10 protein-coding genes are annotated in these 21,677 nt (G+C 73.2%); 7 read left to right on the top strand and 3 right to left on the bottom strand.

Annotated elements, in window-relative coordinates; genetic code table 11:
* Nucleotides 1-3,384, bottom strand: a 3,384-nt coding sequence (locus IG08_RS0146190; protein ID WP_030618440.1) for a type I polyketide synthase, incomplete at its 3' end; no start/stop codon positions are given.
* A 38-nt stretch (nt 3,385-3,422) separates the two neighbouring features.
* On the bottom strand, nt 3,423-10,565 hold the full coding sequence (locus IG08_RS0146185; protein ID WP_030618437.1) for a type I polyketide synthase: 7,143 nt from the start codon (nt 10,563-10,565) through the stop codon (nt 3,423-3,425).
* A gap of 440 nt (nt 10,566-11,005) precedes the next feature.
* Between IG08_RS0146185 and IG08_RS0146180 the strand changes: the two genes are divergently transcribed.
* Entirely contained in the window at nt 11,006-13,792 is a 2,787-nt protein-coding gene (locus tag IG08_RS0146180; RefSeq protein WP_043456869.1) for a SpoIIE family protein phosphatase, read from the top strand.
* Nucleotides 13,793-13,804: 12 nt separating this feature from the next.
* Here IG08_RS0146180 and IG08_RS0146175 read toward each other — a convergent pair whose 3' ends face one another.
* On the bottom strand, nt 13,805-15,280 hold the full coding sequence (locus tag IG08_RS0146175; RefSeq protein WP_030618431.1) for an alpha/beta hydrolase: 1,476 nt from the start codon (nt 15,278-15,280) through the stop codon (nt 13,805-13,807).
* 214 nt (nt 15,281-15,494) lie between these two features.
* Here IG08_RS0146175 and IG08_RS0146170 point away from each other — a divergent pair, with 214 nt between their 5' ends.
* From IG08_RS0146170 to IG08_RS0146145, 6 genes are read left to right on the top strand one after another with little or no spacing between them, the layout of a single operon-like run.
* Nucleotides 15,495-16,745, top strand: a complete 1,251-nt coding sequence (locus IG08_RS0146170) for an ATP-grasp domain-containing protein (RefSeq protein WP_030618429.1) — start codon at nt 15,495-15,497, stop codon at nt 16,743-16,745.
* Nucleotides 16,742-17,578 carry a Rossmann-like domain-containing protein gene (locus tag IG08_RS0146165; protein ID WP_030618426.1) on the top strand — a complete coding sequence of 279 codons (837 nt, stop codon included), beginning with the start codon at nt 16,742-16,744 and terminating at the stop codon, nt 17,576-17,578. Before IG08_RS0146170 ends, IG08_RS0146165 begins: the two co-directional genes overlap by 4 nt.
* Complete coding sequence (locus IG08_RS0146160; protein ID WP_030618423.1) at nt 17,575-18,657, top strand: PLP-dependent cysteine synthase family protein; 1,083 nt, start codon at nt 17,575-17,577, stop codon at nt 18,655-18,657. The genes IG08_RS0146165 and IG08_RS0146160 overlap by 4 nt, the downstream gene beginning before the upstream one ends.
* Nucleotides 18,654-19,691, top strand: coding sequence for a dipeptide epimerase (locus IG08_RS0146155; protein WP_030618421.1), 1,038 nt, complete (start codon nt 18,654-18,656; stop codon nt 19,689-19,691). The genes IG08_RS0146160 and IG08_RS0146155 overlap by 4 nt, the downstream gene beginning before the upstream one ends.
* The gene (locus IG08_RS0146150; protein ID WP_030618419.1) at nt 19,675-20,889 is read left to right on the top strand and encodes an MFS transporter; all 1,215 of its coding nucleotides are present in this window, start codon (nt 19,675-19,677) and stop codon (nt 20,887-20,889) included. Before IG08_RS0146155 ends, IG08_RS0146150 begins: the two co-directional genes overlap by 17 nt.
* The gene (locus tag IG08_RS0146145) at nt 20,886-21,668 is read left to right on the top strand and encodes a class I SAM-dependent DNA methyltransferase (protein WP_030618416.1); all 783 of its coding nucleotides are present in this window, start codon (nt 20,886-20,888) and stop codon (nt 21,666-21,668) included. The genes IG08_RS0146150 and IG08_RS0146145 overlap by 4 nt, the downstream gene beginning before the upstream one ends.
* The last annotated feature ends 9 nt before the right edge of the window (nt 21,669-21,677 follow it).

The raw sequence follows: 21,677 nt of genomic DNA, 5'->3' as shown, positions 1-21,677 counted from the left end.
GGCGAGGAAGGGGCGGGGCGGGGGTGCGGTGGGGTAGTGGGGGGCGAGTTCGACCACGCCTCGGGCGCCGGGGCCGTAGGAGACCGCGAGGCGGCCCGGACCGTCGGGGGCGACGGTGACCGTCACGTCGACCGGCGGCGTCGCCGTCAGCCACTGGTCGAAGCGGGCCCCGTGGACCGCGACCGCCCGCATTCCGGGGGACGCCTGCTCGGCCGCCTCCATCATGTGGTGCACGATCGTGGTCGCGGGGACGACCGGCCAGCGGTCGGCCACGTCGGGCCAGCCCGGGCGCTGCGGGAAGAAGCAGTGGTCGAGGAGGTACGGCATGGTGTCGGGGGAGACGCGGACGGTCCTGTTCTGGCGGGCGGGAGCTGTGCGGCGGGCGCTCGCGGTGATCAGGGCGGCGGCGGTGTCGGCGGTGTCCTGGAGGAAGGCGGACAGTTCGGCGGCTACGGGGGAGCGGGCTGCCAAGGTGTCGAGTGGGCCAACAGCCGTGGCGGGCCGGCGAGTTCCCGTGTGCAGCTCTGCGCGCAGTTCGGCCAGGCGCCCGCTCTCCAGGGACACCAGCGCCCCGCCCAGGTCGAGCCGGACCGGCGGTCGGTTCGTCCGCACGGAAGCCACGGAACCTGCGGAAGCCACGGAACCTACGGAAGCCACGGAACCTACGGAGGCTGCAGAACCTACGGAGGCTGCAGAACCTACGGAATCTGTGGCCCGTACGGACGGCGGCAGATCGGGAGCGACCTCCGCGCCCGCGGTCCACAACGCGGCTGCCACGCGCCGGAGTTGGGCCAGACCGGTGCGGTGGGGCGAGTTCGCGGCGACGACCAGGTGGTCGCGGCCGCTCAGCGTGTCGCCGATCAGCGAGCCGAGTTGACCGGTGCCGGCCTGGACGAAGACGCGGTGGCCGGCCGCGTACATGGCCTCGACGAGCTGCCGGAAGCGGACCGGCTCCAGCAGGTGCCGGACGAACAGCTCGCGCACCGCGGCCTCGTCCTTCGGGTACGGCGACGCCGTCGTCCCCGACCACAGGGGGACCGTCGGCGGATGCAGCCGGAAACCGTGTGCGGCCGCCTCGATGGGCCCCAGGTACGGCTTCAGCATCGGCGTGTGGAAGCCGGACCGGAAGGGCAGCACCTGGCTGAGCACGCCCTGTGCCCGGAAGGACCGTACGAACTCCTCCACGGCCTCGTCCGGCCCGCACACCATCGACTGGTTCGGGGAGTTGTCGTGGGAGAGGACGACTCCGGCCTCCCCCCACTCCTCGTCGAGCGCGGCGAGGACCCGCTCGACGGGGGCGCCGATCGCGCCGAACGCCAGGCCGGGGACGGCCAGTTCGTCGGGGTCGAAGGACCCGAGGAAGGCGTTGACCTGGTCCCCCGAGTACACCCCGGCCGCCATCATCGCCGTCCACTCGCCGACGCTGTGTCCGGCGACCGCGTCCGGGACGACACCCATGCGGCGCAGGGCGGCGTCGAGGAGTCGGCCGATCGAGACGACACCCAGGCCGTGGCGCCCGATGTCGCCGACCCGTGCCGGGTCCGCGGACCGGATCGGTGGCAGCCCGAAGTGGCCTGCCACGTCGTCGACCTGGGGATCGAAGTCGCCTTCCAGACCGGGGAAGACGATGGCCAGCTTTCCGGTGTGACCCCCGCCGAGCAGCCGGTCCGGAGTGAACCAGACGTCGCTGCGGCCCTGCCAGGCCCGGCCCTTGGCGACCGCCCGGCGGGCCAGGGCCAGCCGCTTGGCGGTCGGGTCGACGATCCCGAGCCGGGACCGGCCGACGGACGGGTGGGGGTGGGTGGTGTCGAGACCCGCGGCCAGTACGGCGGAGTCGTCGGCGTCCAGCAGCGCGGCGAGGCGCTCGGGGCTGTCGGAAGCGAGGGCGAGCACCCGCTCGGGCTCGCTGACGGTGATGGGCGCGGCAGCGCCCTCCAGGGGCGCGGGGAACTGCGCGACCAGCCCCGACGGCGCAGCAGCATCACCACGACCCCTCGCGGCACTCCCCGGCGCTTCCTCAAGCACCACATGCGCATTGATCCCGCCGAACCCGAACGCGTTCACCGCAGCCCGCCGCACCGGCTGCCCCTCGGACGTCTCCCAGGGCGTCGCCTTCTCCAGCGGACGGAACCGCGTGGCCGCGAGGGCGGGATGCGGATCGTCGCAGTGCAGCGTCGGCAGCAGCATCCCGTGATGGACGGCGAGGGCGGCCTTGATCAGGCCGGCGACTCCCGCGGCGGGCATGGTGTGGCCGATCATCGACTTCACGGAGCCGATGACCGACTCGTCCCCCGCGGCCGCTGTGCCGAACACCTCGGCCAGCGTGGCGAGTTCGGCCGCGTCCCCGGCGGGTGTCGCGGTGCCGTGCGCCTCCAGCAGACCGATCGATCCGGGTGCGGCCGGGTCCAGCCCCGCCGCCTCCCACGCCTGGCGTACGGCATGGGCCTGGCCGGCCGAGTCGGGGTTGACGAGGCTCGCGGCACGTCCGTCGCTCGCGACCCCGGTGCCCCGGATGACGGCGTAGATCCGGTCGCCGTCGCGCTCGGCGTCCGCGAGCCGCTTGAGGACGACCACGCCCGTGCCCTCACCGATGAGGATGCCGTCGGCACCCCGGTGGAAGGGGCGGATGCGCTGGCTCGGGGAGAGCGCGCGCAGCTGGGAGAAGACGCTCCACAGGGTGATGTCGTGGCAGTGGTGCACGCCCCCGGCGAGCATCAAGTCGCAGCGCCCGGCGGCGAGTTCGGTCACCGCCTGGTCGACGGCGACGAGGGACGAGGCGCAGGCGGCGTCCACGGTGTAGGCGGGGCCGCGCAGGTCGAGACGGTTGGCGACCCGAGAGGCCGCGAGGTTGGGCACCAGACCGATCGCCGACTCGGGGCTGTCGGGCCCGAGCCGCTCGGTGAACGCCTCCCGCACCCGGTCGAGTTGGCCGGACGTCAGGTCAGGCAGCAACTCGCCCAGCGTACGGACGAGTTGGCCCGCCGTACGCACCCGCTGGTCGAGCCGGACCAGCCCGGGCGTGAGGTAGCCGCCCCGGCCGAGGACGACGCCGACGCGCCGCCGGTCGGGCAGTCGGTCCTCGCCGCCCGCGTCGGCGATGGCCTGGGCGGCCACCCGCAGGGCGATCAGCTGGTCCGGCTCGGTGCCGGCCACCGAGTTCGGCATGATCCCGAACCGGGTGACCTCCACCTCGGCCAGCGAGTCGACGAACCCGCCGCGCCGGCAGTACACCTGGTCGGCGACGGCCGGACCGCTCGCGGAACCCGGACGGTAGTAGTCCGCGTCCCAGCGCCCCTCCGGTACGTCGGTGATGGCGTCCGTGCCGTCCAGCAGGTTTCGCCAGTAGGCGTCGAGGTCGGCGGCGCCGGGGAACAGCACCGCCATCCCGACAATCGCTGCGTCTTCAGGGGACCGAGTCATCGTCACCAACCCGACGCGGTGTAGACGACGGCCCCGGCCGACTCGTCGCCCCAGGCCAGCTCCCGCAGCAGCGCCGCCGTCCCCTCCTCCGGGTCGATCAGCGTGATCCCGCGCCGGGCGTACTCGCGGCCGAGCTCCGGGGTCACCATGCCGGTGTGGCCGCCGGTGGGCGCCCACGGCCCCCAGTGCACGGTCAGCGCGCGGCGGCCGGTGCGGGCGGTCCAGGAGGCGCCGAGGCTCTCCAGGGCGTCGTTGGCGGCGGCGTAGTCCACCTGGCCCCGGTTGCCGAGGACGGCGGAGATGCTGCCGAACAGGACGGCGAAGGAAGGCCCGCCAGGCAGTTCCTCCAGTGCGGCCAGCAGGGTCTCGGCGCCGGTCGTCTTCGTGCCGTAGACCCGCTCGAAGGACTCCGTGGTCTTCTCGGCGATCAGCCGGTCCTCGATCACCCCGGCCGCGTAGACGACTCCGTCGATGCGGCCGTGCTCGGCGTGGATCTCCTTCACCGCCTGGAGCGCGGCGTCGGGTTCGCGGAAGTCGACGGACTGGTAGCGGGCCCGGCTGCCGAGCGCTTCGAGTTCCTCCAGGGTGGCGGTGATCTCCCGCTGGGCCAGGAGGAGTTCGGCGGCCCGGTTGATGTCGGCGGGGGAGCGGCCGCCCTGGGCCGCGAGAGCCGCGCGCAGTTCGGTCGGGGTGCGGGCGGCCGCGGTCGCCGGATCCTCGGGGCCGGCCGGCGCGGGCGTCCGGCCGAGCAGCTCGATGCGGCACCGGGAGGCCGCGGCCAGCGCGGCGGCGAACTTCGCGGTGATGCCCCGGGCACCGCCGACCAGCAGCACCACCGAGTCACGGTCCAGGCCGATCGCGGCGGCCTCGGCGGCTCCGTCACCGGCCGGTCCGGCACCGTTCGTGGCGAGGGCGCCCAGCGGGACCTCGGTCATCTCCAGACCGTGGCGGCCGGTGGCCGTACGCAGGACCACCGGGGCGGAGTCCTCGGCGGTCAGCTCGGCGAGCAGCGCGTCGGCGACCGCGGTGGGCGTGGTGTCGTCCAGGTCGACGATCCGGGCGAGTGTCTCCGGGTACTCACGGGCGACCGTGCGGAACAGGCCGTGCAGGCCGGCCGAGCGGAGGTGGGGACCGGTGGGCCGTACGGCGAGCACTCGGTGCGGGCCGAGCGCCAACGCCGCCTTGAACACGGGGAACGCGTCGGGCAGGACCGGGGGGCGGGTGGCCGCGAGGGAGTCGAGGTACAGCACGCCGTCCACCCGGCCGTCCGCCTCGGTCAGGAGGTGGTCGGGGGTGACGGTGACCACCTCGGCGCCGTGCCCGGTGAGCCGGGCCGTGACCTCGCGGGAGACGTCCCCGGCGTCGTCGTCACCGATCAGGACGAACCGCCGACCGGTGAGGACGGAGGACGGGTCGACCGCCTCCTGGTGGGCGAGAAACACGGGCCTGAGCTGGAAGCGCTTCGGTGCCTCGCCGGTGACGGGTGCCTCTGTCGCCTCTACGGGGTCCGGTACCGCCTTTACGGGGTCCGGCTGTGCGGGCTCGCTCGTGGGCCCCGTCAGCCGTGCCGCGAGCCAGTCGGTCACCGAGGCCGCCGTGCGGGCCTTCGCCAGGTCCTCCAGCTCCGCGTCGTCCAGTGCGGTCGCCTCGCCGAGGCCCAGGCGCTTGGCCAGCTCACCTGCGATCTCGGCCCGCTTGATCGAGTCGATGCTGAGGTCCGCCTCCAGGTCGAGGTCGGGTTCGATCATGTCGACGGGGTAGCCGGTGCGTTCGCTGATGATGTCCAGGACGACGCCGAGGACGTCCGTCTCCGCGGCCGGCTCGGGGGCGGAGGTGGGCGCCAACTCCGGCTGAGCTGCCTGGAGTTCGGCCACCGGAAGAGCCGGGAGCGGCTGCACCTGCGGCACGGCGGCCACCGGAGCGGGAGCGGCGGGCACCCACTGCCCGGCCGCCGCCGCTCCGCCGAAGTACGTCAGCAGCACATCACGCTGGGCGGCGACCATCTCCCGGCTGGTGCGCAGGAATTCGGCGATCAGCGCTTCCTGGCCGGCCGGGACGCCGCCGTGCTGGCTCGTCTGGTCCGTCTGGTTGCTCGTCACAGTCGTCTCCACAACGCGTCGGGCCGGTGCGAGCGCACCGGGGAGGAGTTCTCCGGCGGCGGTACGGACCAGCTGTCCGTCGACCGTCCAGCCGGGCCGCCGGGGCGCGGGCGTCCGGGTCGCGTCGACGGCGTCGCGCCCCTGGAACAGCCATCCGGTGCGCAACGGCTGTCCCGCGACGGCCAGTTGGGCGAGAGCGTCGAGCCAGCCGCGCAGCCCGCTCTCGGGGCGCGGCTCGCAGGCGACGGTGCGGTGCGGGCGGTCGCCGAGGATCTGTCCGACCAGCCGGGTCAGTACGGTCCCGGGGCCCGCCTCGACGAAGATCCGCGCCCCGGCCTCGTACATCGCCTCGATCTGCGCGACGAAGCGGACCGGTGCGCCGATCTGGGCGGTGAGTTCCGCACGGATCGCGTCGGGGTCGTCGCCGTAGGGGGCGGCCGTGCGGTTGGACCACACCGGGAACTCGGGCGGACGCACGGGTCGTACCGAGAGGGCCTCGGCGAACCGGTCGCCGGCGCCCGCCACCAGCGGGCTGTGGAAGGCACAGGCCACCGGGATGCGCTTGGCGCCGTGACCGGCCTCGCGGAGCAGCCGCACTGCGTCGCCGACCGCCTCCGTCGGGCCGGAGATCACGGTCTGCCGGGGCGCGTTGTGGTTGGCGAGGACGACCGACTCGGGGGCGCCGGTCTCGCGCAGGGCCCGTGCCACGTCCTCGGCGCCGGCGGCGACCGCGGCCATGGTCCCCGGGTCGTCCCCGCCGGTGGCCGCGAGGATCGCCGTGGCGCGCTCGGCGCTCAGTTCCAGCAGCGTCTCCGGGCCGATCGCGCCGGCCGCGCACAGGGCGGCCAGCTCGCCGTAGCTGTGCCCGGCCGCCATGTCCGGCCGTATGCCCGCCGCGGTGAGCAGGGCGTGCGCGGCGAGTGAGGTGATGCCGAGGGCCGGCTGGGCGACCCGGGTGTCGGTGAGGCCGGCCTGCTGACGGTCGCGCGCGGTGTCGTCGAAGGCGGCGGGCGGGTAGAGCGCGGCGGCGTGGTCGCGGCCGAGCTGCAGATAGTGCTGGAGCTCGGGGAAGGCGACGAAGACGTCGGCGAGCATGCCGGGGCGCTGACTGCCCTGGCCGGGGAAGAGGAAGGCGACCTTGCCGTGCGCTGCCGCGGGGTGGGACGAGTCGGCTGCAGCGCCCTCAAGGGGCGCGGGGCTGTGTCGACTTGCGGCTCCGCCGCGATGGGGGTCCCCCTGCTCGAGCGCAGCCGAGAGTGGGGGAGCGACCAGCCCCGACGGCGCAGCAGCCGAACGACGGCCCGTCGCGGCACTACCCGCGGAGCGCTTGAGCTCCTCCCGCCCGCCGTCCGCGAGATGGATCCCCCCGGCCGGATCGTGCTCCCCCTCCATCGCGCGCCGCAGTTGCCCGACGAGCCCCTCGACGTCCGTCGCGACGACGGCCACCTGTACCGGCTCGTGCCGCGCGTCCGACCGGCGGGACGCGGCCAGCGCGAGGTCGCGCAGCCGCCACGGCAGACCGCCGGAGGCCTCGGCGGCCTTGAGTACGTCCTCGATGGCCCGGCGGGCTCCCGCCAGATCCGCACCCCGGAACGTGAACAGCTCGGCGGGCCACGCGTCCAGCCCCTGCGCCGGCGGAACGGCATCGCCGTAAGCCCCGATCACCGCATGGAAGTTGGTGCCGCCGAAACCGAACGCGCTGAGCCCCGCGATCCGTTCTCCGGCAGGCAGAGCCCAGGGCCGGGCCCGCTCGTGGAAGACGAAGGGGTTGCCGTCCTCCTGCCAGGCCGCGTTCGGCTGCCGCACGTGCAGGGTGGGCGGCTTGACCCCCGTGTACAGGGACAGCACGGACTTGATCAGGCCCGCGAGACCGGCGGCGCACTTGGTGTGCCCGATCTGCGACTTGACCGAGCCGAGCGCACAACTGCCCGCCCGCGCACCGGACTCGGTGAACACCTCGCTGAGGATGGTGAGTTCGGTGCGGTCGCCGACGACCGTCCCGGTGCCGTGCGCCTCGACCAGACCGACCTCGGCGGGCGAGACACCCGCGTTGCGGTACGCCCGCTGCAGCGCGGCCCGCTGCCCCTCGGGCCGGGGTGCGGTCAGGCCCAGCGAGCGGCCGTCGCTGGAACTGCCGACTCCCTTGATCACGCCGTAGATCCGGTCGCCGTCGCGTTCGGCGTCCGCGAGCCGCTTGAGGACGACGCAGGCGACGCCCTCGCCGAGCGCGATGCCGTCGGCCGAGCTGTCGAAGGCCCGGGAGCGGCCGGTGGGGGAGAGCGCGTGCACGGAGGAGAAGAGGACGTAGTCGTTGATGCCGTTGTGCAGGTCGGCGCCGCCGCACAGGACGACGTCGCTGGTACCGCCGACCAGCTCCTTGCACGCGACGTCGACGGCGGCGAGCGAGGACGCGCAGGCCGCGTCGACCGTGTAGTTGGCGCCGCCGAGGTCCAGCCGGTTGGCGATGCGGCCGGAGATGACGTTGGCCAGCATGCCGGGGAAGGAGTCCTCGGTGAGCTGCGGGAGCTGGTCCGCTAGGCCGTCGGGGATCTTGCCGTAGTACGACGGCAGTACGGCGCTCAGGGTGGTGGCGTTGGACAGGTCGCTGCCCGCCTCGGCGCCGAAGACGACGGAGGTGCGCGCGCGGTCGAACTCCCGTCCCCGGTCCCCGTATCCGGCGTCCTCCAGCGCGCGCCGGGCCGCTTCGAGGGCCAGCAGCTGCACCGGTTCGATGCTGCCGAGGGAGGTCGGCGGGATGCCGTAGCGCAAGGGGTCGAAGGGGATCTCCGGCAGGAAGCCGCCCCACTTCGACGGCGTGACGCCCGTGCCGTCCTCGGACCAGTGCACGGCGGGGTCCCAGCGGTGCGGCGGGACCTCGCCGACCGCGTCATGGCCGCCGAGGATGTTGGCCCAGAAGGAGGCGAGGTCGGGGGCCCCGGGGAACATGCAGGCCATGCCGACGACGGCGACGTCGAGCGGGGCGGGCGTGCTGTCCTCCGGCAACTCCTCACTCAGGTAAGGAAGTTCACGGGACCGCCGGGCGAAGAACTCGGCGGCGCCCTCCGTCACCGACCGGTGCAGCGCCCCGACCGTCGTGGTCGCCGAGCGCAGCACGGCCACCTCGCCGGCCATGAACATCCCCTCGGCGAGCTGCCGTTCCTCGTCCACGGGGGCCAGCGATCCGGTGGCGTCCCGCTCGACGCCCTTGCTGGCGATCCTCAGTCGGCCGACGTTGAGCTGCTCCAGCTCCTCCCAGACCTGCCGGTCGGGCACGCCCCGCTCCCGCAGCCCGGCCCCGAACTCCCGGAAGCCGTCGCTGAACGCGCTCGGTACACAGCGGGTGGCGTGGCCGGGCGCGGTCTCCAGCAGGGCGGTGCGGGTGGCCCGTACGACCTGTTCCTGGAACAGCGGACGGATCGCCCCGCACGCCACCGCCTCCTCGGTGAAGAGATAGGCGGTGCCCATCAGGACGCCGACGGCACCGCCGCGCGCGGTGAGCGGAGCGGCGAGCGCGGCGACCATCGCCGCCGACCGTTCGTCGTGGACGCCGCCCGCGAAGAACACCTCGACGGACTCGGCCGTACCTTCGACGGCCGGCCCTTCGAAAAAGTCCTCCAGTACGGCGAGTTGGGCCTCCCACAGCGGGAAGCTGTTCCGCGGCCCGACATGGCCGCCGCATTCCGAACCCTCGAAGACGAACCGCCGTACGCCCGCCTCCAGGAACTGCTTCAGCAGTCCCGGCGAGGGCACGTGCAGGAAGGTGCGGATACCGGCGCTCTCCAGCGCCTCGGCCTGCGAGGGCCGGCCGCCCGCGATGATCGCGTGCGTGGGGCGCAGCTCCCGTACGGCTTCGAGCTGGGCGTTCCTCGTCTCCTCCGGTGCGAAGCCGAGCACTCCGACGCCCCAGGGGCGGTCGGCCACGGCGGCACGGGTCTCCGCCAGTATCGTGCGCGTCTGTTCGCCGCTCGCGAGGGCCAGCGCGATGAAGGGCAGTCCGCCGCCTTCCGCGACGGCGGCGGCGAACCCTGCGCGGTCGCTGACGCGGGTCATGGGGCCCTGGGCGACGGGCAGTTCGGTGCCGAGTGCTTGGCTCATGGGGGAGCCGGGACGCAGGGCGCGGGCGGCTTTGTCATTGCGGACGGCGTTTTTTATGGCGGCCGTGAGTGCGCGGACCACTCCGCCTGTGTTGCCGTAGCGCTCGGCGAAGCGGGGGGCCAGGAAGCCGTCCTGGCCTACGGGGAGGAGTTGGGTGTGGGGGTTTTGGGCGCCTAGGAGCTCGGGGGGCATGGTTGATTGGCGGGTGCGGGCCGGCTGTGGCTTGTCGCGCCCACGCGGCGGAGCCGCAGATGTCACAGCCCCGCGCCCCTGGCGGGGTTGCAGGACCCGGTGTCCCGACACGACTGTCGTCTCGGAACCGTCCATGGAGCGCAGCTTCGCTGCCGCCGCCTCCGGCAGGCCCGACTCGGTCAGGAGGGCGAGCTGGCTGTCGAGTACGACGCCGGCCGCACCGCCGGCCACCGCGGCCGCCGCCGTATGTGGACCGATGCCGCCGCAGGCCCAGACCGGGACGGTCAGGCCGGGATCGGCCAGGAGCTGCTGCAGCAGGACGAAGGTGCTGAGCTCGCTCACCCGGCCGCCGCTCTCACCGCCCCGGGCGATCAGCCCGTGCGCCCCGGCGCGGACCGCGTCCAGGGCCTGCTCCAGATCGGTGACCTCGACGAGCACCCGGAATTCCGGGGGGAGGTCGCCGACCCGCCAGGGGGCGTCGGGGCCGAGGACGACGGTTGCCGGGCTCGCCTGTTCCGTGGCCGGGCCCGCGAGTTCGGCGGGCTCGATCCGGCAGCCCGCCCCGATCCGCACCCCGAACGGTCCGGGCGCCCAACGCCCGAGGCGCGCCAGTGCCTCCCTGGCTCTTCGGTCCCCGTTTCCGAGATCGAGCACCCCGAGTCCGCCGGCACGACTGACGGCCGCGGCGAGCCTGGCGTCGGGTTCACCGAACGGGGTGATTCCAATGATCAAGTCTTCGGCGCGCACGGCTGACGTCATGATTCTCCGAATAAACGGTGAAGATACATGGTGGGGGGTTTCGGCCTACAGGCGGCGAATTGGTGCAGAAAGGCACACCCTTATCCGCGAGAACTCGCGTGGATACTCGTGTGGATAACGCGTTGAAAGCTAGCCCTGTGGTTACCCGGTGGTCAACGTCGCTCATGGCTTTGGGCTGGCCGACGCATTGATCAAGCCAGCCTAGACCGGTCGCCCCAAACAACCGAAAACCCGGCTAATTTTCGCCCTCGGGTGCGCGCATTCACCTGTGCCTCACGCTTTCGAAACATGATGGACAGGGCGGCAGGACTTCGTAAACATCGCGTGTCGTCAAAAGCTGGTGGTGCGATGTCAGCCGAATGTCAGCCTTCGTCTTGAGGGGCGCGAGTCGAACACCTGTCGGGAGTTGTGATGCGCATCACGTGAGGTCTAGGGTGTAAATGCTTGGAGGCCTCCAGGTGAGGGAAGTGATTCCGTTGTCCGTCGAGTGGGACGACATCGGCGGGCTGGTCGATGCCCACGAACGTTTCCTGGCCGGTGCCCGCGTCGACTCGGACGTCCGGGGCTCGGTACTCGACTCCTGGAAGCGATGCCGCTCCGCGGGGCTCGAACCGCACCGACTGCTGGTTCCGTACGCTCCCGACCTGGCTCTGGACGACAGATTCCTGCGGGCCGCCGAGCCGGTGCTCCGGAATCTGACCGCGTCCCTGTCCGGGATGAGCACGACGATCGCGCTCTGCGACGCGCAGGGCCGCATGGTCCAGCGGCTCGGTGGCGACCGGCGGCTGCGGACCCACCTCGACGAGGTGAACTTCGCCCCGGGCTTCGACGCCTCCGAACCGGTCGTGGGCACCAACGGCGTCGGCACCGCACTGGCCGACCGCGGCCCCGTCTACGTCGCCGGCCGCGAGCACTTCGCCGACTGCCTGCAGCCCTTCGCCTGCGCGGGGGCACCCGTCCGCAACCCCTTCAGCGGACGGGTCGAGGCCGTCCTCGACCTCACCTGCCTGCGTGACGACGGCGACCCCCTCATGCTGCGGCTGGTCCGTGAGGCCGCCCTGGGCATCGAGGCCCGGCTGCTCGAACAGGCCACGGAACGCGAGCGGGCACTGCTTGCCGCGTACCGCCGGGCCGGGCGCGGCGAGCAGGAGCACCGTGGCGGTCCCGACGACGGCAGCGGCCTCGGCCGGATCGACCTCGCCGTACTGCGGGAGAGGGCCGAGGCGCTCATCGCCGCACCGCACCGCACCCTCGACGAGGTGACCCTGTCGCGCGGCCGGACCGCCACGCTGCTGCGCCGCGAGGTGAGGGGAGCCTCGGGTGAGGCGGGGGCGGTGGTCGAGGCGCGGATCGTCGGCGTGCCGGAGCTGCGGCAGATCGGGCTCGGCGCCTTGGCCACGACCGCTGAGGTGAAGTCGGCGAGCGCTTCGACCCTGCTCGTTCCGCCCGTCCGGCCACCGGCGCCTGCGCCGATCGAGCCGCTCGACAGCGGTGCCACCACCCAGGACCGCCTCCTGCTCCTCGGCGACCCCGGCGTCGGCCGCCTCGCCGTGCTGGCCCGCAGGCGCCTGGAGTTGCTGCACGAGGCCGGGATCCGCATCGGCACCACCCTCGACGTCACCCGCACCGCCGAGGAACTCGCGGAGGTGGCCGTCCCGCGCTTCGCGGACTTCGCCGCCGTGGACCTCCCCGATCCGGTGCTGCGCGGCGAGGAGCCGGAACCGCTCCGCCCGGGCGTCCCGCTGCGGCGTGTCGCGCTGGGCACGGTGCGCGAGGAGTCGCACCTGTACGGCGTCGGCGACCAGGTCTCCTACGTCCCGTCCACCCCGCAGGCCCGCAGCCTGGAGTCCGGGCGGGCGGTGCTGGAACCCGTCCTGGCCGAGGCGGGCGGCTGGCTCGCCCAGGACCCGGCACGGCTCGAACGCGTCCTCACCGTCGGCATCCACTCCCTGATCACCGTGCCGCTGCGGGCGCGTGGCACGACCCTCGGCGTCGTCAGCTTCTACCGTTCGCAGAAGCCCGCCCCGTTCGAGGAGGACGACCTCTCCCTCGCCCAGGAGCTGGCCGGCCGCGCGGCGATCTGCATCGACAACGCCCGCCGCTACACCCGCGAGCACAACACCGCACTCGCCCTGCAGCGCAGCCTGCTGCCCCGGGGCCGCCCCGAGCAGAGCGCCGTGGAGGTCGCGTACCGCTATCTGCCCGCCCAGGCCGGGGTGGGCGGCGACTGGTTCGACGTCATCCCGCTGTCCGGGGCCCGGGTGGCGCTGGTGGTCGGCGACGTCGTCGGCCACGGGCTGCACGCCGCCGCCACCATGGGCCGCCTGCGCACGGCCGTCCACAACTTCTGCTCGCTCGACCTGCCGCCCGACGAACTCCTCACCCACCTCGACGACCTGGTCGGACGGCTCGACCGGGGCGAGGGCTGGGCGGTGGAGAACGGCCACGCGGACTCCGGCATCGTCGGAGCGACCTGCCTCTACGCGGTCTACGACCCGGTGTCCCGGCGCTGCACCCTCAGCCGCGCCGGGCACCCCCTGCCCGCGGTCGTCGCACCCGACGGCACGGTGGAGTTCGTCGACCTGCCGGCGGGCGCACCGCTCGGGCTCGGCGGGATGCCCTTCGAGACGGTCGAGCTGGAACTCGCCGAGGGCAGCCAACTGGTGCTCTACACCGACGGGTTGGTCGAGGACCGGAACCGGGACATCGACTCCGGCCTCGACCGGCTCCGTACCGTGCTGGCCGCCGTGGACCGGCCGCCGGAGGAGACCTGCGAGGCCGTCCTCGACGCGCTGCTCCCGGTCCGCCCGAGCGACGACGTGGCTCTGCTCGTCGCCCGGACGCGCGCGCTCGGCCCGGACCGGGTCGCCCAGTGGGACCTGCCCAGCGACCCGGCGGTCGTCTCCCGCTCCCGCGCGGCCGTCACCGCCCAACTGGCCGCGTGGGGCCTCGACGACCTGTCGTTCACCGTCGAGCTGGTCGCCAGCGAGCTGGTCACCAACGCCATCCGGCACGCCACCGGCCCGGTTCAGCTACGGCTGCTCCGCGATCGCGCCCTCATCTGCGAGGTCTCCGACGGCAGCGGCACCTCACCCCGGCTGCGCCGCGCCCGCACCGAGGACGAGGGCGGCCGCGGGCTGTTCCTCGTCGCCCAGCTGACCGAGCGCTGGGGGACGCGGTACACACCCGAGGGAAAGATCATATGGACGGAACTGCCGTTGCCCTGAGCATGGTGGGGCCTACGACGGCTCCGGCAGCCCCGGCCCCGTGCACCGTACGTCCGCCGTCGGCACCGTCCCGTCGACGAGGTACGCGGCCACCGTGTCGTCCACGCACGCGTTCCCCCGGCTGGCGAACACGCCGTGGGAGTAGTCGTCGTCGAGGGTGACCAGCCGTGAGCCGGGCAGGAGCCGGCGCAGTTGCCGGGCGCCCTCGACGGGCGTGACCGGGTCGTGCGCGGAGGCGACCAGCAGGACGGGCGGTGCGTCGGGGCTGCCGAGCGGGGTGCGGTGGGCGGGGCGGTGGCGCCAGTAGGCGCAGGTGGCGGCCTCCATGCCGGTGAGGACCGGCTGGGGGTCGAGGCGCCGGGTGCGGCGGATGTCCGTGATGATCTCGAGGGCGCTCGGGCCGGGTCCGTCCGCGCACTTCACTATGCGGTTGGCCGCCTCGTAGGTACGGGACTCGGGGCTGTCGAAGGCGGCCGCGGGACGCAGTCCGGCCGTACTGCCGTCGGTCAGGTAGGTGCGCAGACCGTCGGCCAGTCCCGCCCAGCGTTCGGTGCGGCCCAGGGCGCGGTAGACGGCACGGTCGAATTCCGCCGGGCCGAAGCCGTCCACCGGGTGCGCGGTGAGTCCCCGGCGTACGCGCAGGTACGAACGCCGTACGGCCTCGGCACCCCCGCCCGTCCCGAAGCGCTCCGCGTGCGTCGCCGTCCAGCCGAAGAAGGTGTCGCGGGCGTCCAGCAGTGCCCGGCTCTGGATCACGTCGAAGTCGTACCAGTCCCAGGGGCCGACCACGCTGTCGAGCACCATGTGCCCTATGCGGTACGGGAATTGGGCCGCGTAGGCCGCGCCCAGGTAACTGCCGTAGGAGACACCCAGGAAGCTCGTCCGGGGCTCACCGAGCGCCGCCCGGATCGCGTCCATGTCGTACGCCGTCTGCTCGGTGGACAGATACGGCAGCACGTCACCCGCGGCCGTCGCGCAGTCGTCGGCCAGGTCGCGGAGTGAGGTGAGGTAGGCCCGCTCGGCCGACGCCCCGACCGGTACCGGGTCCGTGCCCGGGCTGTCGAAGAGGCCGCCCATCGTGCCGCAGTCGGCGGGCGTGCTCTGTCCCGTGCCGCGCGGGTCGAAGCCGATGACGTCGTACGCGCGCCGCACGCTGTCGGGGAGTTTGGCGCGCTTGGTCACGGCGTACGGGAGCCCGGAGCCGCCCGGGCCGCCCGGGTTCACCAGCAGGATGCCGCGCCGTTCGGCGGGAGAGCCGGAGGCGGGGACACGGGAGACGGCGATCTCGATGTGCCGGCCGTCCGGGTGCTTCCAGTCCAGGGGAACGGTGAGGCGGCCGCACTCGACGCGGTCCGGTGCGGGCGGGGCCGGGACGGTGGCCGGGCAGGCGCCGAAGCGCAGCACGTCCTGAGGGGGCGAGGCGGGCGCGGTGGGCAGCAGGGCGGCCGCTGTCGCGAGGGCGATCGGCAGGGCGGTGCGGACAGGCACAGGTCGTCTCCAGACCAAGGGCGATCAATGGGGTGGTAAATGAAAATGATTATCGATAGCGTGTGCGTGTCAAGCCCGGCCCCTTCCGACCGAGGGGTCCGCCGGGCTGCCCTGACATCTCCGAGCCTGTGAACAACCCCCCGCCTGCGCCGCTGCGGGCGGACGACGGGGGGTTGTTCACAGGCTCTGAACTCGCGGCACGAAAAGGGGAGTTGTGGCTCATCTGCTGGTGGTCGAGAGCTGGGTCGGGTCGATGGGCAGGCTGCTGCCACGGGCCATCCGGGAGGGCGGGAACGAGTTCACGTTCCTCACCCGCGACCTGCACCACTACCTGCGCTCGGCGCCCGAGGGCACGGCCCACCCGCTGCTCGGCGCCCGCCATGTGATCACCGCCGACACCAACGACACCGAGGCCCTGACGGCCGAGGTCGAGCGGCTGCACACGGTGCTGGGATTCGACGGGGTGATCACCTCCTGCGACTACTACCTGCCGACGGTGGCTCGGATCGCCGCCCGCCTCGGCCTGCCCGGCCCGGGCCCCGAAGCGGTCGAGAACGCCTGCCGCAAGGACGCCACCCGTCGGGTGCTCGCCGACGCCGGACTGCCCGGCCCGCGCTTCGCCCTGCACGAGGAGTGGGCCGACCTCGCCCGGGCTGCCCGGGAGATCGGCTACCCGCTGGTCGTCAAGCCCGTCGACCTGTGCGCGGGCATGTACGTACGCCGTGTGGACGACGAGGCCCAACTCGCCGAAGCCGTACGGGCCTTGGCCGACTTCCCGGTCAACGCCCGCGGGCAGCGGCGCGAGCCCGCCGTGCTCCTCGAAGAGCTCCTCGACGGACCCGAGGTCAGCATCGAGACCGTGTCGTACGCGGGCGCCGTCCACGTCATCGGCGTGACCGACAAGAGCATCGGCGGAGCGCCCGCCTTCATCGAGACCGGCCACATGTTCCCGGCGGACCTGACCTCCGCCGACACCGAGGCCGCCGAACAGACCGCCCTCGCCGCGCTCAAGGCCCTCGGCCTCACCGACGGCGTCGTCGCCCACACCGAGATCAAGCTGACCTCCGCCGGACCGCGCGTCGTCGAGGTCAACCCCCGGCCCGCCGGCAACCGCATCACCGAGCTGGTCCGCCACGTCACCGGCATCGACCTCGCCGCCGCCTTCGTGGACGTCGCCCTGGGCCGCCGCCCCGACCTGCGGCGCACGGACACCGGGCTGCGCAGCGCCGCCATCGGCTTCCTCGTGCCGGAGCGGACGGGCACGCTCGAAGCGCTCGGTCAACTCTCCGATGGGGAGGACGTGTTGGAGGTCCAGCTCGCCGAGCCCGGCAAGGCTGTGAAGGCGGCCGGCAGCAACAACGAGTACCTGGGGCACGTCATGGCGGGCGACCCGGACGGGCTCGGGGCGCGGGACCGTGTCGAGGGGCTGCTGGCCGCGGTGCGGACGGGGCTGGTCGTCCGATGAGCGCCGTCACTTCTCAGGCGGGGCGGACAGATCAGACGTACGACGATCTCGTCGACCGCGTCCGCTCCGGCGCCCTCGGCCCCGACCCGGGTACCCAGCGCATAGCCGTCGCCTTCACCACCCGGCAGGCCGTACGGCACGACGGGCGCGGCACCGGCTATCGCAACGAGGTCCTCAGCCTGCGTCTCGGCGCGGCCGTCGGCTCGTGCGCGGTGGAGCCCGGCGAACTGCCGGACGGTGCGCTCGACGACTGTGTGGGTGCCGATGTGGCCCGGCTCCTGGACCACCCGTTGGCGCCGGTGCGCGTGGCGGCGCTCGACGCGTATCTGATGCACGTCACCCCGCACACCCCTGAGAGCTCCTTCGCGCTGCCCGCCGGATCCTCCCTGGAGAAGTCCCGGGCCCGGGCGAAGGCGGTGGTCGAGCTCCTGGACCTGGCGCCCGATGCCACGGTCCTCGTGGTCGGGGTCGTCAACTCCCTTCTGGAAGCGCTGCGTTCACGTGGACTCGGTTACGTCCCGTGCGACCTCAAGGGCGGCACGACCGAGTGGGGCGAACCGGTCGTCACCGACGCGCTCACCGCGGCCGACCGCTGCGACGCGCTGCTCGTGTCCGGCATGACCCTGGGCAACGGCACCTTCGAGCCGCTGCGGGAGCACGCGCTGCGGCACGGCAAGCAGCTGGTGATGTTCGCCCAGACGGGCAGCGCCGTCCTGCCTCGCTTCCTCGGGCACGGGGTCAGCGCGGTGTGCGCGGAGCCGTACCCCTTCTTCTGGCTCGACGGCGGGCCCGGCGTCATCCACCGCTACCTCTGTCGTGGAGGTGAGCGATGACCGCCACCGCCGTACTCCCCGCCGCCCGCCCGGAGTTGCTCGCCCTGCTCGGCCGTACACCGGTCGTCCGCATCGCCGTCGACCTGCCCGGCGCCCACCCAGGTTTCTGGGCCAAGCTCGAAGGGCTCGCGGCGGGCGGCATGAAGGCGCGGGCCGCCGTGTCGATGCTGCTCGGCGCCCGCGAACGCGGCGAACTGCGGCCCGGCGCCCCGGTGGTGGAGTCCACGTCCGGCACGCTCGGCATCGGGCTCGCCTTCGCCGGTCAGGCGCTCGGTCATCCGATCGTGCTGGTCGGAGATAGTGAACTGGAGCCGTCCATGCGGCAGTTGTTGCGCGCGCACGGGATCCGGCTGGAGATCGTCGACCGTCCGGCCGTCCAGGGCGGCTGGCAGGCCGCCCGCCTCGCCCGGCTCCAGGAACTCCTCGCCGAACTGCCCGGCGCCTACTGGCCCGACCAGTACAACAACCCCGACAACACCGCCGGATATGCCTCCCTGGCCGCCGAACTCACCGCCCAGCTCGACCACTTGGACATCCTGGTGTGCAGCGTAGGCACCGGCGGCCACAGCGCCGGCGTCATCGGCCCGCTGCGCCGGCACTGGCCCGCGCTCCGGCTCATCGGCGTCGACGCCACCGGCTCCACCATCTTCGGCCAGCCCGCCCGGCCCCGCCTGATGCGCGGCCTCGGCAGCAGCATCCACCCCCGCAACGTCGCCTACGACGCCTTCGACGAGGTCCACTGGATCGGCCCCGCCGAGGCCGTGGACAGCTGCCGCAGACTGGCCCGCGGCTGCTTCGTCAGCGGCGGCTGGAGCACCGGGGCGGCCGCCCGGGTCGCCGCCTGGGCGGCCCGAGTGCACCCCGGGGCGGTCGTCGCCACCGTCTTCCCCGACGGCCCGCACCGCTACCTCGGCACGGTCTACGACGACGACTTCACCACCGCGCACGGCCTCGACCCCGCCTCCGCGGCCACCCGTCCCGTCGAGATACCGCACCCGTATGCGACCGAGGCGCACGGGTGGGTGCGCTGCACGAGGGTCACCGATCCGATCGACGTTTCCTTGGGAAGGACACAGTGAAAGCCCGCCTGCGCACCGTGCGTCTCGAACTCGCCGAGCCGTTGCGCATCTCCCGCTCCACCATGACCGCACGCGACGCCGTGTGGATGAGCGTCGAGCACGAGGGGATGCGGGGGTACGGCGAGGCCGTCACCAGCGTGTACTACGGACTCGACGCCGACACGCTCGTACGGCTGCTCGGGGACGTGGAGTTGAGTCGGTTCGCCGATCCCGAGAGCGCCCTGGAGGCGCTTCCCTCGGGTGACCTGCCGCCCGCCGTCACCGCCGCCGTGGAGTCCGCGCTGCTCGACCTCGTCGGCAAGCGCGCGGGCGTCCCCGTCCACCGGCTCCTCGGTGCGGCCGCGCCACCCGTGACCGAAACCGCCCGCACGATCGGCATCACCTCCCCCATGCACGCGGCCGCCCAGGCCCGCCGCCTCACCGCGGACGGCTTCCAGGCCATCAAGGTCAAGGCGGGCACACCCGACCCCGAGGACGACGTGGAGCGCGTACGGGTCATCCGGGACGCGGCACCGAGGGCACGGCTGCTCCTCGACCCCAACGGGGCGTGGACCACGGCACAGGCGACCGCCCTGCTGCCCCGGTTCGCGGACCTCGGAGTCGAGGCCGTCGAACAGCCTCTCGCCCCCGGCGACCCGGAAGCTCTGGGCGCCCTCGCCGCCCGCTCACCCCTCCCGGTCATCGCCGACGAGGACGCCGTGAGCCTGGAGGACGTGCGCCGGCTGGCCGGACGGGTCCACGGTGTCAACGTCAAACTCGCCAAGTGCGGCGGGGCCCAAGCAGCCCTGCGCATAGCGCAGTTGATCGAGGGCAGCGGCACCGAGCTGATGCTCGGCTGCCTGACCGCCAGCACCCTCGGCCTCGCGCCCGCCGTCCACCTCGCCGACCGCGCCCGCTGGGCCGACCTCGACGGACACCTGCTGCTCGCCCACGACCCGTGGACCGGGATCGGCGGTGCGGACGGTGTCGTACGCGCAAGTGGTCGTCCGGGTCTGGGAGTCGAGGAGGTGTCGGCATATGAAGGCGTGGCGTGAGATGCGCGGCTTCCCGCTCGCCGTCCGGCTCCTGCTGGTCAACCAGCTCGGCGTCAACATCGGCTTCTACCTGCTCATCCCGTACCTAGCCACCCACCTCACCGACAACCTGGGGATGTCGGCGGCGGTCGTCGGAGTGGTCCTCGGGGTGCGCAACCTCAGTCAGCAGGGGCTGTTCATCATCGGCGGCTCCGCGGCCGACCGGCTCGGTGCGCGGGGCGTCATCATCGCCGGGTGCGCCCTGCGGACCGTCGGGTTCGCGCTGTTCGCGCTCGGGGACGGCCTGCCCGTGCTGCTCGCCGCGTCCGTGCTGAGCGGGCTCGCCGGGGCGCTGTTCAATCCGGCCGTGCGGGCGTATCTCGCGCAGGAGGCGGGCGAACGGAGGGCGGAGGCGTTCGCGCTGTTCAACGTCTTCGCCACCACCGGCGCACTGATCGGCCCGCTGCTGGGCAGCGTGCTGCTCCTCGTCGACTTCCGTACGTCCGCGCTCACCGCCGCCGGAATCTTCGCCGTGCTCACGGTGGCGCAGGCCATGGTTCTGCCCGCACGGCAGGTCGAGCCGACCGGGGGCGGGGTGCTCGCGGACTGGCGGGAGGTCGTGGGCAACCGGGCCTTCCTGGCGTTCGCCCTCGCCATGGTCGGCATGTTCACCCTGGAGAACCAGCTGTACCTGCTGCTGCCCGAGGGCGCCCGGCAGGCCACCGGCTGGGACGGCGCGGCGGGCCTCGTCTTCCTCGTCGGCACGCTGGCGAACCTGGCGCTGCAGCTGCGGATCACGAGGACGCTCAAATCCCAGGGCAGCAGGGCGCGTTGGATCGCCGTCGGGCTCGCTCTGATGGGGGTGGCGTTCGTGCCGCCGGCCTTCACCGTGGGCACCGTGCCCGTTCTGGTGGGCGCCCTGCTGCTCTACCTCGGCCTGATGGTCGCCTCGCCCTTCGTGATGGAGCTGATTCCCGGCTTCGGCCGACCCGAGCTGACCGGCACGTACTTCGGGATCTTCTACGTCGTTTCGGGCGTCGCGGCGGCCGTCGGCAACACTGTCGTCGGCTGGGCCATGGACAGCGGCGAGCGTCTGCCCTGGATGTGCTGCGCGCTGTTCGGCCTGGCCTCGGCGGGCGCGGTGGCATGGCTGCACCGGCGCGGGGCACTGCCGGCGAGCGCGGTGCCGGCGCCGGCCGCGGAGAGGGCCCGCACATGAGCGGCGCCAACCTCCTCACCGACAACCCTGAGCTGTACGAGGCCCGCTTCCCCGACCCCGACCGGCTGGCCGGACGCTGGGCCGAGGACTGTCTGCGCCGTCACGGTGCCGGGCCGCGCGTCCTGGACCTGGGCTGCGGCACCGGCCGCGACGCCGCCCACCTGCACGCCGCCGGCCGTACGGTGACCGGCGCGGACCTCTCCGAGGCGATGCTCGCGCACGCCCGCACCGTCCATCCGGGGCCCGTGTATGTCCGCGCCGACCTGCACGGCTTCGACCTGGGCGAGTACGACGCGGTCGTCTGCCTGGACAGCTCCCTGCTGTACTGCCACACCAACGCCCAGCTCGACGGTTTCCTCGCCTCCTGTCGGCGCGCCCTCACCCGCGGCGGACTGCTTGTCGCGGAGATGCGCAACGGCGCCTACTTCCTTGGGCGCACCGACCTCCTCGACACCCCGGCCGTCAACGCCTTCACCTGGCAGGGCACCGACTTCCGCTCCACGACGACCCTGTCCCTGGACCGCACCGCCCAACTGCTGCGCCGTACCCGCGTATGGACGACGGACGACGGATCCGCGCCCGTCGAACAGCACTCCGCCTGGCGGCTGTTGTTCCCGCAGGAGCTGCGGCACTTCCTGGCCGCGCACGGCTTCGAGGTGCTCGAACTCCATGACCGACCCGGGCCCCGCACCGAACCCCCATGGCGGCAGGGCGAGTTGCCCGGCGCCTGCACCGACGGCGACCGGCTGCACCTTGTCGCGCGCCTCCACACCATCTGACACCAAGGA

Source organism: Streptomyces fulvoviolaceus (genome assembly GCF_000718165.1).
GTDB lineage: Bacteria > Actinomycetota > Actinomycetes > Streptomycetales > Streptomycetaceae > Streptomyces > Streptomyces fulvoviolaceus.
Note: the sequence above shows the minus strand (reverse complement) of the source record. Positions and strands in the feature narration are given on the sequence as shown.